This is a genomic window from Yersinia entomophaga, from assembly GCF_001656035.1.
GTDB classification, from domain to species: Bacteria; Pseudomonadota; Gammaproteobacteria; order Enterobacterales; family Enterobacteriaceae; genus Yersinia; species Yersinia entomophaga.
The window spans coordinates 3,944,912-3,960,959 of sequence record NZ_CP010029.1 but is presented as its reverse complement, the minus strand read 5'-3'; the positions used below and the strand labels follow the sequence as shown (position 1 = coordinate 3,960,959).

The window sequence follows — 16,048 nt, the reverse complement described above, 5'->3', positions numbered from 1 at the left end:
GCCAATCTTCATTCCGTAATAGATGAGGAATACGATGAAAAGTCAATCACCTCTCGTTACCCTGCGCGACTTGGCGCAGAAGGCCGTCGAAAAGGCCAGTACACAGTTGGGACAGGTGCGTCAATCGTACCTGCAAGCCGAGCAGCAATTGAATATGTTGCTCAACTATCAGGATGAATATCGGGTCAAGCTGAACGATACCTTATCCGACGGGATGGCCTCCTCAACCTGGCAGAATTATCAGCAGTTTATTCAGACGTTGGAATTGGCAATCGATCAGCACCGGCAGCAGCTATTGCAATGGAATCAGCGCGTCGATTTAGCCGTCAAGCACTGGCAAGAGAAACAGCAACGCCTCAACGCGTTCGAAACCTTGCAGGAACGGGCGGAAACCACCCAGCGTCACCATGAAAACCGTATGGATCAAAAATTGATGGATGAGTTTGCCCAGCGCAGCTCACAAAGGAGCCTGAATTCATGAATCTGTCTGTACTGCCCGGTGTTGCGACACCAACCGAAACTGAGGGTGCAGCGTCTTCTTCTATCGCTGCGTTATTCAGCGATGCGGGTTTACCGGCGGATTTTGCCGAGCTGCTAGGCGGCCAATTGAGCCAATTGGCTCAGAAGCTGGATGCCGCCGATGCCAAAGCGCTGAAATCTTCTTTAGCCGCCGTCACCGGTAACATTGCCGATGTCGAAGGGGATAAAACCAGCCAAGGCAGTAGCAAGCTTAACCAGTTGCTGGCCGCATTGGGTGATATCACCGCGACCCTGCCGGCAGGATTAACGGCCGCAGGTCAGACAGGCGAGTCTCATGGCAAGAAAACAACGCCAGAAGACGATCAAAAACTGGAAATTCAGCGCGATAAACCCGACCTGAACCCATTACATACTTTGCTGGCGATGTTGCCCCATCAGGTAGCGACTACACTGGCAAGCGGTAACAGCCTGAAATCAGGGCTGACCGCACAGGATAATCTGAATGCTGGCTCCAAAAGTAGCCCCGCAGGTAAAGGCGAAGCGCTGGGCAGTCTGCTGGGCTTAACCGGTCAGGATAAAGAGCTGGGCGCGCTGTTGAGTACCACTTTGAGTAACGGTAAAAAAGAGGGTGGTAACCCCGCGAATAACCTATTGGCCGAGGTAAAAACCAAAACCGAAAAGGTAGAACTGCGTCAGAACCGCCCTACCGGTCAGACACAGGACAACAGCGCCATCGCCGCCAATAAAACCGCTGCGCTGAGTGCGTTAATCGCCCCGACAGAAGCAGTCAATAGCGGCGAGAAAGCCTTGTTAACCAGCGCTATCACCCCTTCATTACCGCCGGTCTCCAGCCCAATCATGGCTGCGCCTACCGGCGGCCTTGCTTCCGCCCCGGTTGCCGGCCATTTGAGCGCTCAGTTGGGCAGTCAGGAATGGCAGCAGGCGTTAGGCCAGCAGGTATTAATGTTTAGCCGCAACGGCCAGCAAAATGCCGAACTGCGTTTGCATCCGCAGGAATTGGGCGCGCTGCAAATCAGTCTGAAGATCGAAGATAATCAGGCGCAGCTGCACTTCGCCTCAGCTCACGGTCAGGTTCGCGCCGCGCTAGAAGCCGCTCTGCCGGGGCTGCGTCATGCTTTAGCTGAAAGTGGGATTCAATTGGGCCAGAGCAGTGTCAGTAGCGAAGGATCGTCTCAGTGGCAGCAGGCTCAGCAACAGCAGCATCAACAAAATCAGCAAAACTATGCGGCTAATGGCCAGCCTGCTTACGGCGAAAACGCTGAATCGGCTGATTCTCTGACACCGTTGGTGACGCCAGCCGCACTGCAATCTTTAGCATCCGGCAACGGCGGTGTTGATATTTTCGCCTAAAATTGAACAAACGGGCGAGGTAGGCCGTTTTTTCCCACCTATTCTGCCTATTGCCGGCGGTGATACGCGGGATAATCATCACCATTATTCGTTTAACGCGGGTAGGTTGTCAGAAGTTGCCAAGGTGGCGACATCCGTCAACGAGTCATACCCGCGTTATTATGCAGATACACGAAACAGGAATTTGTCTTCCCCATGTCTGATAACACCATCCCGGCCAAGCGTAAAAGTTCAATCTGGGTGATTCTGCTAGTACTGATTGCCGTGGCTTCTGCTGCGGGCGGCGGCTATAGCTGGTGGGTACTGCACAACAGCAAGCCTGCGAACGTTAAACCTGTCCCTGTGGCTCCGGTCTTTATGCCGCTTGATACCTTTACCGTTAATCTGATCACGCCGGACAACAACCTGGATCGCGTGCTGTACATCGGTTTGACTCTGCGCCTGCCAGACGAGAATACCCGTCGCGCGCTGAACGACTATTTACCGGAAGTTCGCAGCCGTCTGCTGTTGTTGCTGTCTCGCCAGACTGCCGAAAGCCTGGCGAACGAAGAAGGCAAACAGCGGTTAATGGCGCAAATCAAAACCGTCCTCAGCCCGCCAATGGTTAAAGGTCAACCTAATCAGGTAATCAGCGACGTGCTGTTTACCGCATTCATACTGCGATAATCATTATGGGCGACAGCATACTTTCACAAGCAGAGATTGACGCACTGTTAAACGGCGACAGCGGAAACGATGAGCCGGTTGCCATAGTCGGCAGTGACAGTGACGTTAAGCCTTACGATCCGACAACCCAGCGCCGCGTGGTGCGTGAGCGTCTGCACGCGCTGGAGATCATTAACGAGCGTTTTGCCCGTCAGTTCCGCATGGGGTTGTTCAACCTGCTCCGTCGTAGCCCGGACATCACGGTAGGCCCGATTAAAATCCAGCCTTACCATGAATTTGCCCGTAACCTGCCGGTGCCAACCAACCTGAACCTGGTACATCTCAAACCGCTGCGCGGCACTGCCCTATTTGTGTTTGAGCCAAGTTTGGTGTTTATCGCCGTCGATAACCTGTTCGGCGGGGATGGCCGTTTCCCGACTAAAGTGGAAGGCCGCGAATTTACCCATACTGAACAACGGGTGATTACCCGCATGCTGCGTTTGGCGCTGGACGCCTACCGCGACGCCTGGGCCGCCATTTACAAGATCGACGTGGAATATGTCCGTTCCGAGATTCAGGTGAAATTTACCAACATCACTACCTCGCCGAACGACATCGTGGTCACCACGCCATTCCACGTGGAAATCGGCGCGCTAAGCGGCGAATTCAATATCTGTATTCCTTTCGCCATGATCGAACCGCTGCGCGAGCTATTGACCAATCCGCCGCTGGAAAACTCACGTCAGGAAGACACCCACTGGCGCGAAACGTTGGTAAAACAGGTTCAACACTCCGAGCTGGAGCTGGTGGCCAATTTTGCCGAGATCTCGCTGCGTTTGTCTCAGATTTTAAAACTGAAACCGGGCGATGTATTGCCGATAGATAAGCCAGACCGGCTGATCGCCCACGTTGATGGCGTACCGGTGCTAACCAGCCAGTACGGTACTCTGAACGGGCAATACGCCCTTCGTGTTGAACATCTGATTAACCCTATTTTGAATGCTCTAAATGAGGAACAGCCCAATGAGTGACCCTAAGCTGCCGTCTGGCGATGGAAAGGAATCCGTGGATGATCTGTGGGCTGATGCGTTTAACGAGCAGCAAGCGACAGAAAAACCAACGGCAACAACTGAAGGCGTATTCAAATCGCTGGAGGCACCGGACGCACTTGGCAATTTGCAGGAAATCGATCTGATTCTTGATATTCCGGTAAAACTGTCCGTAGAGCTGGGCCGCACCAAAATGACCATCAAAGAATTGCTGCGCCTATCGCAAGGTTCAGTGGTTTCTCTGGATGGTCTGGCTGGTGAGCCGCTGGATATCCTGATTAACGGTTACCTGATAGCGCAAGGTGAAGTGGTAGTGGTTGCGGATAAATACGGCGTACGTATTACCGACATCATTACGCCATCTGAGCGTATGCGCCGTTTAAGCCGCTAATGAGTGAAGCACAAACGCCGGTCACCGGTTTCGCCAATTCTCACCCTGGAGTGAGTAGCCAAACAGCCGTTCCCGCGGCACCTGCCCTTCCGGCTGGTGCGGTATTAACGCAGGTTGGCAGCGTTCTCGGCGGCGTTATTTTACTGATTCTGTGCGGTGCCTGGCTGGTAAAACGGCTGGGCTTTGCTCCGCAGGCGCGCAATAACAAATTGCTGAATGTGCGCGCTAGCTGTCAGGTTGGCCAGCGCGAGCGCGTAGTCATTGTGGAAGTAGATAACACCTGGTTAGTGCTGGGCGTCACTTCACAGCAGGTCACTCAGTTGCACACGATGGAACGCCCTCCGGTAGACCCTACCGTCGAGCCAGATACCACTAAACCGGCTGATTTTCGTCAGCTACTGCAAAAAATCCTGAAACACCCGGAAAAATCGGCATGACGTCTCAGCGCCCTGAATTCAAGGCCACTTTTGCCTTAACGGTGCGGATGCGCCGTCTGCTTACCCCCCTATTCACTTTCACCGCCCTGTTGTTCTCACCGGCGGTGTTTGCGCAATTACCCGGTATTATCAGCCAGCCTCTCGCCAACGGCGGGCAAAGCTGGTCACTACCGGTACAAACCTTAGTCCTGATCACTTCGCTGAGCTTCTTACCGGCGGCGTTGCTGATGATGACCAGTTTTACCCGAATCATTATCGTGCTGGGTTTGTTACGTAACGCCCTCGGCACGCCATCGGCACCGCCGAATCAGGTTTTGTTAGGTCTGGCGCTGTTTTTGACCTTCTTTATCATGTCACCGGTGTTCGACAAAGTTTATCAGGATGCTTATCTGCCGTTTAGCCAGGATAAGATCACCATGGACATCGCCATAGATAAAGGCTCACAGCCGCTGCGGGAATTTATGCTGCGACAAACCCGGGAAACCGATTTGGCGCTGTACGCCCGTTTAGCCAATCTGCCTGCGTTTGAAGGCCCAGAAGCGGTGCCAATGCGTATTTTGCTTCCGGCCTACGTCACCAGCGAGCTGAAAACCGCCTTCCAGATCGGTTTTACCGTATTTATTCCGTTCCTGATTATCGATTTGGTGGTCGCTAGCGTATTAATGGCCCTCGGTATGATGATGGTGCCGCCGGCGACGATCTCGCTCCCCTTTAAGCTGATGTTGTTTGTTCTGGTGGACGGCTGGCAATTGCTGCTAGGTTCACTGGCGCAAAGTTTCTACAGTTAGCCTGAAATTATCTCATCCAGCTCATTTTATACAAAGGTAGGCTATGACTCCTGAATCGGTAATGGCGCTTGGCACTGAAGCGATGAAAATCGCCCTGGCACTGGCCGCGCCGCTATTGCTGGCGGCGTTGGTCAGCGGTCTGTTGGTCAGCCTGCTACAGGCCGCCACGCAGATTAACGAAATGACCCTGTCTTTCATTCCTAAAATTCTGGCAGTCTTCGCCACTTTGGTTATCGCCGGGCCATGGATGCTGAATTTGATTCTGGATTACATGCGTAATCTTTTCACCAGCTTGCCTACGCTGATCGGCTAAACATGCTTTCTTTTGATACCAGCCAGCTTAGCCATTTAGTCAGCCAATATTTTTGGCCGCTGGTTCGTGTATTGGCGCTGATCAGCACCGCGCCGGTTCTGAATGAAAAATCGATCAACCGTAAGGTCAAAGTCGGCCTTGGGGTAATGATTACCTTTCTGATTGCACCGTCCCTGCCGGTCATTGATATTCCCATTTTTTCCGTCGGCGCTATTTGGGTCGCCATTCAGCAAGTGATCATCGGCGTCGCTATTGGCCTGACCATGCAGTTCGCCTTTGCAGCCATTCGTTTAGCGGGGGAAATCATCGGGTTACAAATGGGGCTGTCTTTCGCTACCTTCTTCGATCCCTCCGGTGGCCCCAATATGCCCGTGCTGGCGCGATTGCTGAATCTAATCGCAATGCTGCTCTTTTTGTCCCTCAACGGCCATTTATGGCTGATTTCTATGTTGTCCGACAGCTTCCACACGCTGCCCATTCAGTTTGCGCCCCTAAACGGCGGCGGGTTCCGCGCCTTAACCGAGATCGGTTCTCTGATCTTTATCAGTGGACTTATGCTCGCGTTACCCATGATCACTATTCTGCTCACGCTAAACATGGCACTGGGGATGTTAAACCGCATGACGCCGCAGCTTTCGGTATTCGTGATCGGTTTCCCCCTCACTTTAACCATAGGTATGCTGGTTCTGGGCTTGTTAATGCCGAGTCTTGCTCCCTACTGCGAGCATCTGTTCGGTGAGTTCTTCGATCGTCTGGCCGGTGTTGTTGGCGGGATGGCCTGAAGCTAGCGCCCTCTTTCTCTGAGCCCCATCATTTCACGTCACTAATTACTTGCAGCAATAGCAATAATCACTCTGCCATAACGGATTGTTATAGCGATGCTTTAGGGTTGGAAGTTAACTTGAAACGAGGCTAAAGATGGGGGGACGAATAAAAAGGTGGTATGCCATCCCAAACCTTAGTGGGAAAAGATGACATACCGAAAAGTGCACCCGGTTTAAGTACACTTAAAAGGGGACCCGCCGAGCTGGTCAGCGGGTAAGAACGCAGGGTATTAACGGTTAAGCTGGAACAGGGACATGCCTTGCATATCGCTGAAAGCTTTATACGAAGCCTGTAATGCGGCTTGTTGCATAACGTAGGATGAAATCGCGGCGTTCCAATCTACATCCTGTAAATCGCTAAGCTGTTGTTTGTTTATCAGAGTACGGTCGTCGCCCAGGCTATCCAGACTGTCCAATTCCTGCAATTGGGTACCAATTTCGGCCTGAACGGACAGGATATTATTCAACGAGTTGTCTAACCCGCGAATCCCTTTATCCATCGCATCCGCGGAGAGCTTTTTTATCTGCTTCCGATGCGCCATTCATTGGCATTTTCAGCGCGTTCAATACGGTATCGATGGTATTGAAAATATTGCTTTCTGACGCTGGCGTCGTGCCGGTAGCCGGATCCGTTGGCTCCGGACGCGCATTGGCGGTCAGACTCATAAACACGCTGGACCCCGTGTGGCCTACGGTCATGTTACGGAAAGAATCAACCTGTTGAGTCTTAGGCTCATCACCACCGTTATAGGTTACCGCGCCGGTCACCGGATCGGCAACGAAAGGAGGTTTGTCATTCTTGAAACCGCCAAACATGTAGTTGCCGTTGCCATCCGTGGAGTTAGCCTGATTTAACAATTGATCCTTCAGGCCCTGCAACTGAGTCGCGTAAGAAGCTCGGTCATCATCACTCAGGGAGTCTTTACTGGCACTGATCACCAATGCTTGCATTTGCTGCACGGTGCTGGTTGACTGCGCCAAAAAGTTGGTTTCCAAAGATGAAGTCTGGCGCGCATAGCTGCGGCCTAAGGCAAATTGCGCATTCTCAGACTGAGCCTGAGACAGCATGATCACCTGTGAGGCTGCCATGGGATCATCCGATGGGTTAATCACTCGTTTGCCGGTAGAAATCTGTTGGCCAGACTGCAACCACAGAGATTGGGCATCAGTGATGCCGCGCATATTTTGCTGATACAGCATGCTGGTACTAAGGCGCACGATGTCAGTTCCTTTTAGCGTCTGTTCTGCGAGCCGTATCGCAGAACAGTGATTGAGTATTTATCCCCGCAGGGTTCGGTTTAACGAATTTCCAGCAAGGAATTAAACAGAGTCGAAGCCACTTGGATAACCTGCGCATTGGCCAGGTAATATTGCTGGAAACGCTGAAGATTGCCGTACTCTTCATCCAGGTTTACCCCGGAAATGGACTGCTGCTGCTCATCAAGCTGCTTCACGATATTGAACTGCGCGGTACTGTTCACTTTCGCCGTACTGGTTTGGTTACCCACGTTACTGACTAAACCGGCGTAAGCACCGGACAACGTCGCTTTGCCGTTGACCAATTGTTTGTTTTGCAGATCCAGTAACGCCTTGGCGTTGTTATTATCGCCTTTCCCACCGTCTACACCGGTTGGATCCGCGCCCGCAGCAGCAATTTTGGAGGAATCCTTGATTGCCACATCCAGGTTAGAAATGGTATTAGCCACCGGTTTGATGGTGAACTTATCGTTCGCCGCTACGCCTGCGCCGACAGAAACATTCAGGCCATCAAAGCTCAGACTGCCGTCAGCTTCGGTTTTAGGCGCGATTTTACTGTTATCTGATAGACGCGTAACCTGCCAGTTGGTGCCGTCGAATTCCATGCTGTAATCACTGGCCTGCACTTCGCTAGTGTTGCTGTAGCTCACATCCAGATGGCCGGTGCCGGTGTTTTTGGCATTGCTGACGCTGTTTGGCTGAGCAAAGTTGAAGAACTTCTCTCCTGGATCGCCGTTGATATCAAAGCCTTTTTCGTGCTGCTGGTTAAAGCTGTCGGCCATCACCAACGCCAACTGCCCTAATTGGTTGCGAGCGCTATCCAGTGCTTCACTGCGGAATTTCAGCGTACCGCCCAAAGAACCGGATGTAATGCGGGATTCGTCCAGCTCAGCCACACCGCCCAGACCGCGGTCATAACCGATGGTCATACGAGTACCGTCTGCGCTAGAAGGAATTGCACGCATATTATAAGAATTCGACCCCTGTACCAGCGATAAACCACCGGCGAAGGACACGTTATAAGCGTCGCCGTCTTGCTGGGTTACGGTGACAGGAATAATGGTGTTCAGCTCGCTAACCAACTGATCGCGCTGATCGAGCAAAGCATTTGGCTCGCTGCCGCTGCTGCCGCGTAAACGGGTGATCTGGTCGTTAAGTTTGGCGATCTGCTCAGAATAGTTATTAATCTGGTTAACGCTGTCGCTAATTTTCTGGTTAACACCGTTATTCATGTCTTGCAGATATTTATCCGCATTCTTGAATTGGTTTACCAAACCTTCGGCTTTACCCAACACGGTTTTACGCGTCGCGTCGTCATTAGGAAGCGTTTCCAGACCTTTTAGATTGCTGAAAAAATCCTGCATGGTAACGGACAGGCTGTTATTTTTATCCGCCAACAGGTTATCAATCTGCGAGATCTGATTGTAATAAGTTGTCAGACCGGCGCTTTGAGTTTGGGCTGAGCGTAACTGATTATTAATAAAGGAGTTGTACTCACGATTTACGCCGGTCACGTTAACACCATTACCGAGGAAACCCGCTGGAGACAAGGTGCCGCCCGCTTGCGCAAAAATAGCGTTCTGGCGGTTATACCCGGCGACCTGGAAGTTGGTAATATTATTACCCACGGTGCTCAGGGCGTATTGCGCCGCACTCAGACCACTCATCGCGGTATTAATCAGATTGTTGGACATAAAGAAATCCTTTTACGGCAGGCGATCGGTAGTTTGTGTCACCTGCGGTGATGAATAGGGTTACTGTCTGAGGGGTACAAGTCCCCGCGCAGCCTGTAATATTTATCGGCCAAAGATCGGATAACTTGAGTAAATTTGGCAAAAAATACCCATTTTTCCCGATGGATTACGGCGATATTCCTGCTAAAAAAAACCGCCCGGGGATAAATCACAGGGCGGTCGGGGTTTTACGCCGTCAGTTTGCTGCCTGCCGTTAGAAAATTTGACTTAAATCATGGGTATAGGCTTTGACCGCCTGATTCCCAGCGCTCTTCATTTGCTGAATAACGCCCACCAATTTCTGCGCGTATTGTGGATCGGTTGCGTAACCCGCTCGCTGCAAGGCATGTGCCGCCTGCTCCGGCGTATTCGCCGCCGCCACTTCCGCATAGCGAGGATTTTTGGTCAGCAATTTGACGTAGTCGCTAATCGCTTCGACGTAAGAACCGTAAACGCGGAAGCTGGCCTTGGTTTTCTTCGCCACGCCTTGCTCGTACTCAGTGGTTGTGATTTCACTAACCGGCCCTTCCCAATTGCTGCCTGCTTTAATACCAAACAGGTTGTAGCTGGATTTGCCTTCCGCCGTCGGGATCTCGCGGCGCCCCCAGCCTGATTCCAGCGCCGCCTGAGCCACAATCAGTTGATGAGGAATGCCACTCTGTTGGCTGGCCATTTTGGCCGGGATCGACAAACGCGAAACAAAGTTATTGTTATTGAGCGACAGCGGGCTGGTACCTTCCGGCGGCGGCGTGGGAATTGCCCGACGCATCATCTGCGCCAGCGCCTGCGCCGGCAGGGTTTGCATGACTTCTTTATCCAGCGCCATCGGCACAGTACCGGCCGTTTCACTTGGCGACTGGCTACCGGAAAGTTGCTTCACCATCATATCGGCCAGGCCGAGACCTTTCACCGACATTTCCTGCGCAATCTGCTGGTCATACATAGAGGTATAGAGCCGGGTTTGGTCGCTGCTCAGCGGGCCGTCTTCCGGCATGGCGGAACGCATACTTTTCAGCATCATTTGCACAAACATCCCTTCGACCTGCTGAGCCACCTGTTTTAGGTTGCCCTGCGGATCTTTTGCCACATCACGCTTTAAGGCGTTCAGGGATTGGGCGTCGTATGCCGCCCCGGACATGGCCATCAAATCGCTCATCAAATAATTTCCAGTTTAGCCCGCAGACAGCCGGCGCTTTCCATCGCCTGCAAAATAGACATCAGGTCGATTGGCGTTGCGCCCAGAGAATTCAGCGCGCGAATAACGTTGTTCAGATTCGGGCTGGCATTCACTTTTTGCAGCGCGCCCCCTTCCTGACGTACGGATATCTGGGTATTTGGCGTGACAACGGTCTGACCGCCGCCGAACGGCGTATCCGGCTGGCTTACGGTATTTTGTTTATCCACCACAACCGACAGATTGCCCTGCGCCACCGCACAAGAATCCAGCACAACGTTACGGTTCATCACCACCGAGCCGGTGCGGGAATTGATAATGACCTTGGCATCGCCCGGATCGACATTAACTGGAATATTCTGAATATCGGCCAGGAAACGCACCTGTGAGCTGCTACCGCTTGGCACCAGAACCTGAATGGTACGGGCGTCAATCGCGGTGGCAGAACCGAAGCCACGCGAACGGTTTATCGCATCGCTTATCTGCTGCGCCAGCGTAAAATCTTCGTTATTTAACTGAAGGTTAAGCACGCCGCTGCTGCCAAAGGTAGTCGGTAATTCTCGTTCTATGGTCGCGCCATTGCTGATTCGTCCACCGGTCAACTGGTTAACGGTTACGCTGCTGCCGCCTGAAGACGCCCCTGCGCCTCCGACCAGAACGTTGCCCTGCGCCAACGCATAAACCTGATTATCCACGCCTTTCAGCGGAGTCATCAGCAAAGTCCCACCGCGAATACTTTTGGCGTTACCCATGGAAGAAACCACCACATCGATGGTTTGCCCAGTGCGAGAAAACGCAGGCAATTTAGCGGTAACCATCACCGCCGCCACGTTTTTCAGCTGCATATTGGTGCCCGGCGGCACAGTAATCCCTAACTGGGACAACATGTTGCTCAGGCTTTGAGTGGTAAAGGGAGTCTGCATGGTCTGGTCACCGGAGCCATCCAGCCCCACGACCAGCCCGTAGCCAATCAGGGCGTTATCCCGCACGCCCTGAACGGTAACCAAATCACGAATTCGCTCTGCCGATGCCGGCAGCCACACCAATGACAACAGTGCGGCAAAAAGCGGGATGAGAGATTGTTTACGCATTAATCGGCCTCTTAGAACGGCGAAACATTAAGGAAGAACCGCTGCAACCAGCCCATGGTTTGCGCTTCATTGATATAGCCATTACCCACGTATTCGATACGTGCGTCCGCCACCTGAGTTGAGGTAACGGTGTTGCTGCCGCTGATGGTGCGCGGATTGACGACCCCGGAGAAACGAATAAACTCGGTTCCCTGGTTGATTGCAATCTGCTTCTCCCCCACGACATGCAGGTTACCGTTGGCCAGAACCCGATCCACGGTCACGGTAATAGTGCCGTTAAAGGTGTTATTGGCATTGGCTCCACCTTTGCCGCCAAAGGTGCTATCGCCGGAAATATCCAGATCGGCACGGGCGTTGCCCAGTAAACCTTCCAGATAGCGCGGCGCAGTGGCTACGCCAAATTTGCTGGCACCGTTACGGCTGGCGTTGGCAGAAGAGCTTTTGCTGGCGCTGACGTTTTCCTGCAAGGTAATGGTTAGCGTGTCGCCGATATTGCGCGGGCGACGGTCTTCAAATAGCGGCTGATAGCCATAGTTCATCGGCTGAACAGCCTGAAATATTGAGCCATTCGGCAAGGGCGCACTCGCTGGCGCGGGTTGCGCAGAGGTGGTGCCATCCACCAGTGGTTTATGCGGAATATACGCACAGCCATTGAGCAGCAGCACCGCCATTGTTGGCGCACAGACCCATCTCAATCCACTTAATTTTCTGAACGGCGAAGTATCCATCTCTGTTTTTATTACCTGTAACCAAAGGGGTAAGCTGCCTTGAACCCCAAAATTCCAATCGGCCTAACGCAGTCAGGGGGCAATCCAGCCCCCCGAAAGCTATCTTAGATCTGAGTCAGTTTTTGAAGCATCTGATCAGAAGTTGTTACCGCTTTACTGTTGATTTCATAGGCGCGCTGGGTCTGGATCATGTTGACCAACTCTTCCGCCACGTTGACGTTAGAGGTTTCAACATAGCCCTGATACAGCAAGCCTGCGCCGTTCAGGCCCGGCGTACTTTCATTCGGTGCGCCGGAGCTGGCGGTTTCCTGATACAGGTTTTCGCCTACGCTTTCCAGACCGGTGTCGTTGATAAAGGTAGTCAACGTCAGTTGCCCGACCTGCTGAGCGGCGGTTTGCCCCTGCTGAGTCACGCTAACGATACCGTCACGCCCTACCGTGATGCTCAAGGCATTGGCAGGAATCGTGATGGCAGGCTGCACCTGAAAACCACCGGCGGTTACCAGTTGACCGTTCTGATCCATCTGGAATGAACCGTCACGGGTATAGGCATTGGTGCCGTCAGGCAATTGCACCTGGAAGAACCCCTGCCCTTTGATGGCGATATCTTTACTGTTATCAGTCTTGGACAGGTTCCCCTGGCTGTGTAGGCGCTCGGTGGCCACCGGACGAACACCCGTACCAATTTGCAGGCCGGACGGCAAGGTAGTCTGTTCCGAAGATTGAGCCCCCGGCTGACGCATGGTTTGATACAGCAAATCTTCAAACACGGCGCGCTGACGCTTAAAGCCATTGGTGCTAACGTTTGCCAGGTTGTTGGCAATAACGTCCATGTTGGTTTGCTGGGCATCTAAACCGGTTTTGGCAATCCATAATGAGCGGATCATCAGTGTACTCCTCTGCGCCTGGGCGCTTAACTCATAGCTAACAGCTGGTTAGCGCGCTGTTCGTTCTCATCCACGCTGTGAATGACTTTCATCTGCATTTCAAAACGGCGGGCGTTGGCGATCATATCCACCATAGTTTCCACCGGTTTGACGTTGCTGCCTTCAATCACGCCAGGCATCACTTTGACCAGCGGATCGTTCGGCAACGTAGCACCACGTTGCTGTTGCGTAGCCGGCGTCAGATGGAACAAACCGTCATCGCCGCGCGTCAGCTCACTGCCCTGCGCCTGAACCAGTTTTAACCGGCCAATCTGAGCAATGGTGTTTGGCGGATCGCCCGCGTTCAACGCCGAGATGGTGCCGTCAGCCGCGATCGTGACTTCCGCCTGCGGCGGGACGTCAATCGGGCCGTTATCCCCCATCAGCGGATAACCCTGCACCGTCATCTGACCGTCGGCAGAAACCTGAATGTTACCGTTGCGGGTATAACCTTCGGTGCCGTCTGGCAACTGCACGGCCATAAAACCGTCTTGCTGCAGCGCCACGTCCAGCGGGCGACCGCTGTAGTTCATTGGCCCCTGACTCATATCCGCACCGGGCGTCGATGCCGCCACCAAAGTACGCGTCGCCATGCTCGGCCCGTCAATCGGTACTGCTCGCAACGCAGATAACTGCGCGCGGAAGCCCGGCGTTGAAGCATTTGCCAGATTGTTCGCGGTAACGGCCTGCTGCTCCAGCGTCTGCCGGGCGGCACCCATCGCGGTATATATTGCGTGATCCATGCTGCTATCCCGTTAGCGCGATTAGCGCAGGTTGACCAGAGTTTGTAAGATCTGATCCTGGGTTTTGATGGTCTGGGCGTTGGACTGGTAGTTGCGCTGGGCAACGATCATATTTACCAGTTCTTTACTCAGATCCACGTTGGAAGATTCCAACGCACCGCTGGTCAGCGTACCGAAACCACCACCGCCTGCCGTACCCAGAATCGCGTTACCGGAAGCCGCAGTTTCTTTCCAAACGTTATCGCCCTGTGAAGACAAGCCTTCTGGGTTAGCAAAGTTAGTCAGTACGATCTGGCCCAGCAGCTGTTTCTGTTGGTTAGAGTAAGTACCGATCACGGAACCGTCTTTTTCGATCTGGAAGCCAGTAAACTCACCTGCCGCATAGCCGGTTTGGTTCTGGGCTGAGATGCTGTCAGTACCGGTATTCTGCTGCTTGGCACCGGCCAGATTCAGTGTAAACGTCTGCGCTGGCGCACCATTCAATGCGGACATTGGCACATTCAGAGTGAATGGCGTTGCGCTTGGAGCACCTGCCCCATCGGTCGTGCCGGTGAGCAGACCGTTGGTATCGAAGTTCATGGTGCCTTGCTTGTCGGCTTTAGAACCGGCCACGCTGGTGTCTTGGGTGTACACGTCCCAGGTGTTGTCTTTGGTTTTCACAAAGAACACGCTGACATCGTGGCTGTTACCCAGACTATCGAAGGTGGTGATATTGTTGACGAAGCTATAAGTATCAGGCTTAGCCGGATCAAAAGTTTCGGTGATTGGCTTGTGAGATGAATTCAGGTTAGCGACCATGTTGCCGGAAGTGGTCGCTTTCGCGCTGATCATGCCCTGTGGAATCGTCAGCGGAATCGGCTGAGCACCCTGCTGAACCGTTGGCGGTGTACCTGTGGCAGGATAGCCGGTCAGGTGCAAGCCTTGCTGGTTAACGATGTTACGGTTTTCATCCAGTTTGAACTGGCCGTTACGCGCGTAGAAAATACCGCCGCTGCTGTCTTGCATACGGAAGAAACCGCTTTGGCTGATAGCCAGATCCAAACGACGGTTAGTGGTGGTTGGGGTACCGTCGTTGAAGTCCTGAGTGATACCGGCAACTTTTACGCCCATACCGGTTTGAGAACCGGCAAACATATCGGCGAAAGATACGGAACCTGCTTTAAAACCAGAGGTAGCCGAGTTGGCAATGTTGTTACCGATCACATCCAGATTACTAGACGCTGCGTTTAAACCGCTGACTGCTTGAGAAAAACCCATGTTACTCTCCGTTAGGATTCAAGGCGTTGATACAACATCAAAACGCCGGGTAAATGAGAGAACCAAACTCTTGTCTGGCCCACTGCTTTATCAAAATGCCTTCCGTGCACGAAGCAGCGGACTTACAGAATCTGGCGAACTTCATCCATCGTCACGGTGCCACGCGGGCCGAGATCCAGCTTGGTACCCTGAGCGCCCTTGGTGACACCGTTCACCACGCCAAAGCTCAGCGCCGTTGGGTTCAGTGACTCCACACCGCTGCTGGCGGCGATACTGACGCTGTAGGCGCCATCCGGTGCGTTGCTGCCGTCTTCCAGCTTGCCATCCCAAGTAAAGACATGAACGCCTGCCTCTAAACCACCAGGGAATTCAATAGTTTTGACCACGTTACCGTTGGTATCGCTGATAGTGGCGGTCACTTTGTCGGCTCCGCGCACCAGTTCCATACCGAACGGCGTCGTACTCACGATGTCGTCCTTCGAACCGGCCAGAATACTGTTGCCCGGCACCATCACGCCGTGGCCAATGAGCGCACTAGCCTGTAACGATTGACCGTTATCAATCTGACCTGAAATCGAACCCAAGGTCGTATTCAGTTTCTCAATACCTTGTACCGTACTGATTTGCGCCAGCTGAGTGGTCAATTCATTGTTTTGTAGAGGATTAGTTGGGTCCTGGTTTTTCAACTGGGCAACCAGCAGCGTCAGAAAGCTGTTTTGCATCTCTTCGCTGCTACCAGCACCGCCGAGAGTCTGTTTTTGCTGAAGCTTGGCAGCGGTATTGGGAATAGTGTTGTCCAAGCTGTCATTCATTGAGGTATTAATTGCCATTGTCGGCTCCG

General features: G+C 53.0%; 17 protein-coding genes and 1 pseudogene. 9 read left to right on the top strand and 9 right to left on the bottom strand.

From position 1 onward, the window contains the following. Nucleotides 1–34 precede the first annotated feature (34 nt). The 9 genes from fliJ to fliR all read left to right on the top strand — a co-directional run bounded on the left by fliJ (nt 35) and on the right by fliR (nt 6,256). Nucleotides 35–481, top strand: a complete 447-nt coding sequence (gene fliJ, locus PL78_RS17740) for a flagellar export protein FliJ (protein ID WP_064517650.1) — start codon at nt 35–37, stop codon at nt 479–481. Continuing rightward, nucleotides 478–1,851 carry a flagellar hook-length control protein FliK gene (locus PL78_RS17735; protein ID WP_064517648.1) on the top strand — a complete coding sequence of 458 codons (1,374 nt, stop codon included), beginning with the start codon at nt 478–480 and terminating at the stop codon, nt 1,849–1,851. The genes fliJ and PL78_RS17735 overlap by 4 nt, the downstream gene beginning before the upstream one ends. A gap of 195 nt (nt 1,852–2,046) precedes the next feature. Further along, complete coding sequence (fliL, locus tag PL78_RS17730) at nt 2,047–2,517, top strand: flagellar basal body-associated protein FliL (RefSeq protein WP_064517646.1); 471 nt, start codon at nt 2,047–2,049, stop codon at nt 2,515–2,517. A gap of 5 nt (nt 2,518–2,522) precedes the next feature. Next, nucleotides 2,523–3,527, top strand: coding sequence for a flagellar motor switch protein FliM (gene fliM, locus PL78_RS17725; protein WP_049597517.1), 1,005 nt, complete (start codon nt 2,523–2,525; stop codon nt 3,525–3,527). Beyond that, the gene (gene fliN, locus PL78_RS17720) at nt 3,520–3,936 is read left to right on the top strand and encodes a flagellar motor switch protein FliN (RefSeq protein WP_049597516.1); all 417 of its coding nucleotides are present in this window, start codon (nt 3,520–3,522) and stop codon (nt 3,934–3,936) included. The genes fliM and fliN overlap by 8 nt, the downstream gene beginning before the upstream one ends. After that, nucleotides 3,936–4,373 (top strand): flagellar biosynthetic protein FliO, encoded by a 438-nt coding sequence (gene fliO, locus PL78_RS17715; protein WP_064517644.1) that lies wholly within the window; start codon nt 3,936–3,938, stop codon nt 4,371–4,373. Before fliN ends, fliO begins: the two co-directional genes overlap by 1 nt. Before the next feature lie 47 nt (nt 4,374–4,420). Beyond that, nucleotides 4,421–5,161 carry a flagellar type III secretion system pore protein FliP gene (gene fliP, locus PL78_RS17710; RefSeq protein WP_064518546.1) on the top strand — a complete coding sequence of 247 codons (741 nt, stop codon included), beginning with the start codon at nt 4,421–4,423 and terminating at the stop codon, nt 5,159–5,161. A 43-nt stretch (nt 5,162–5,204) separates the two neighbouring features. Further along, complete coding sequence (gene fliQ, locus PL78_RS17705) at nt 5,205–5,474, top strand: flagellar biosynthesis protein FliQ (RefSeq protein ID WP_049597514.1); 270 nt, start codon at nt 5,205–5,207, stop codon at nt 5,472–5,474. 2 nt (nt 5,475–5,476) lie between these two features. Beyond that, nucleotides 5,477–6,256 carry a flagellar biosynthetic protein FliR gene (gene fliR, locus PL78_RS17700; RefSeq protein ID WP_064517642.1) on the top strand — a complete coding sequence of 260 codons (780 nt, stop codon included), beginning with the start codon at nt 5,477–5,479 and terminating at the stop codon, nt 6,254–6,256. 272 nt (nt 6,257–6,528) lie between these two features. On the opposite strand, the pseudogene flgL reads toward fliR, so the two are convergent. The 9 genes and pseudogenes from flgL to flgD form a co-directional block, all read right to left on the bottom strand. Continuing rightward, a pseudogene (gene flgL, locus PL78_RS17695) lies at nt 6,529–7,516 on the bottom strand (flagellar hook-associated protein FlgL). Nucleotides 7,517–7,596: 80 nt separating this feature from the next. Beyond that, complete coding sequence (gene flgK / locus PL78_RS17690; protein ID WP_064517640.1) at nt 7,597–9,249, bottom strand: flagellar hook-associated protein FlgK; 1,653 nt, start codon at nt 9,247–9,249, stop codon at nt 7,597–7,599. 253 nt (nt 9,250–9,502) lie between these two features. Further along, entirely contained in the window at nt 9,503–10,444 is a 942-nt protein-coding gene (gene flgJ / locus PL78_RS17685; protein ID WP_064517638.1) for a flagellar assembly peptidoglycan hydrolase FlgJ, read from the bottom strand. Then, entirely contained in the window at nt 10,444–11,553 is a 1,110-nt protein-coding gene (locus PL78_RS17680; protein WP_064517636.1) for a flagellar basal body P-ring protein FlgI, read from the bottom strand. The genes flgJ and PL78_RS17680 overlap by 1 nt, the downstream gene beginning before the upstream one ends. Nucleotides 11,554–11,564: 11 nt before the next feature. Next, nucleotides 11,565–12,281 (bottom strand): flagellar basal body L-ring protein FlgH, encoded by a 717-nt coding sequence (flgH, locus tag PL78_RS17675; RefSeq protein WP_049597508.1) that lies wholly within the window; start codon nt 12,279–12,281, stop codon nt 11,565–11,567. Nucleotides 12,282–12,385: 104 nt separating this feature from the next. Beyond that, nucleotides 12,386–13,168, bottom strand: a complete 783-nt coding sequence (flgG, locus tag PL78_RS17670; protein ID WP_049597507.1) for a flagellar basal-body rod protein FlgG — start codon at nt 13,166–13,168, stop codon at nt 12,386–12,388. A 26-nt stretch (nt 13,169–13,194) separates the two neighbouring features. Next, nucleotides 13,195–13,950: a flagellar basal body rod protein FlgF gene (locus PL78_RS17665; RefSeq protein WP_049597506.1), complete on the bottom strand. Its 756-nt coding sequence runs from the start codon at nt 13,948–13,950 to the stop codon at nt 13,195–13,197. Nucleotides 13,951–13,971: 21 nt separating this feature from the next. Next, nucleotides 13,972–15,207, bottom strand: a complete 1,236-nt coding sequence (gene flgE, locus PL78_RS17660) for a flagellar hook protein FlgE (protein ID WP_064517634.1) — start codon at nt 15,205–15,207, stop codon at nt 13,972–13,974. A 122-nt stretch (nt 15,208–15,329) separates the two neighbouring features. After that, nucleotides 15,330–16,037 (bottom strand): flagellar hook assembly protein FlgD, encoded by a 708-nt coding sequence (gene flgD, locus PL78_RS17655; RefSeq protein WP_064517631.1) that lies wholly within the window; start codon nt 16,035–16,037, stop codon nt 15,330–15,332. Nucleotides 16,038–16,048 lie beyond the last annotated feature (11 nt).

Excerpts from the sequence above, each read along its gene's own strand:
- fliR (WP_064517642.1), top strand. The coding sequence starts at position 5,477 with ATGCTTTCTTTTGATACCAGCCAGCTTAGCCATTTAGTCAGCCAATAT.
- fliO (WP_064517644.1), top strand. The coding sequence starts at position 3,936 with ATGAGTGAAGCACAAACGCCGGTCACCGGTTTCGCCAATTCTCACCCT.
- fliQ (WP_049597514.1), top strand. The coding sequence starts at position 5,205 with ATGACTCCTGAATCGGTAATGGCGCTTGGCACTGAAGCGATGAAAATC.
- fliL (WP_064517646.1), top strand. The coding sequence starts at position 2,047 with ATGTCTGATAACACCATCCCGGCCAAGCGTAAAAGTTCAATCTGGGTG.
- flgJ (WP_064517638.1), bottom strand. The coding sequence starts at position 10,444 with ATGAGCGATTTGATGGCCATGTCCGGGGCGGCATACGACGCCCAATCC.
- fliN (WP_049597516.1), top strand. The coding sequence starts at position 3,520 with ATGAGTGACCCTAAGCTGCCGTCTGGCGATGGAAAGGAATCCGTGGAT.
- flgG (WP_049597507.1), bottom strand. The coding sequence starts at position 13,168 with ATGATCCGCTCATTATGGATTGCCAAAACCGGTTTAGATGCCCAGCAA.
- flgH (WP_049597508.1), bottom strand. The coding sequence starts at position 12,281 with ATGGATACTTCGCCGTTCAGAAAATTAAGTGGATTGAGATGGGTCTGT.
- flgE (WP_064517634.1), bottom strand. The coding sequence starts at position 15,207 with ATGGGTTTTTCTCAAGCAGTCAGCGGTTTAAACGCAGCGTCTAGTAAT.
- fliM (WP_049597517.1), top strand. The coding sequence starts at position 2,523 with ATGGGCGACAGCATACTTTCACAAGCAGAGATTGACGCACTGTTAAAC.
- fliJ (WP_064517650.1), top strand. The coding sequence starts at position 35 with ATGAAAAGTCAATCACCTCTCGTTACCCTGCGCGACTTGGCGCAGAAG.
- PL78_RS17735 (WP_064517648.1), top strand. The coding sequence starts at position 478 with ATGAATCTGTCTGTACTGCCCGGTGTTGCGACACCAACCGAAACTGAG.
- fliP (WP_064518546.1), top strand. The coding sequence starts at position 4,421 with ATGCGCCGTCTGCTTACCCCCCTATTCACTTTCACCGCCCTGTTGTTC.
- flgD (WP_064517631.1), bottom strand. The coding sequence starts at position 16,037 with ATGGCAATTAATACCTCAATGAATGACAGCTTGGACAACACTATTCCC.
- PL78_RS17680 (WP_064517636.1), bottom strand. The coding sequence starts at position 11,553 with ATGCGTAAACAATCTCTCATCCCGCTTTTTGCCGCACTGTTGTCATTG.
- PL78_RS17665 (WP_049597506.1), bottom strand. The coding sequence starts at position 13,950 with ATGGATCACGCAATATATACCGCGATGGGTGCCGCCCGGCAGACGCTG.
- flgK (WP_064517640.1), bottom strand. The coding sequence starts at position 9,249 with ATGTCCAACAATCTGATTAATACCGCGATGAGTGGTCTGAGTGCGGCG.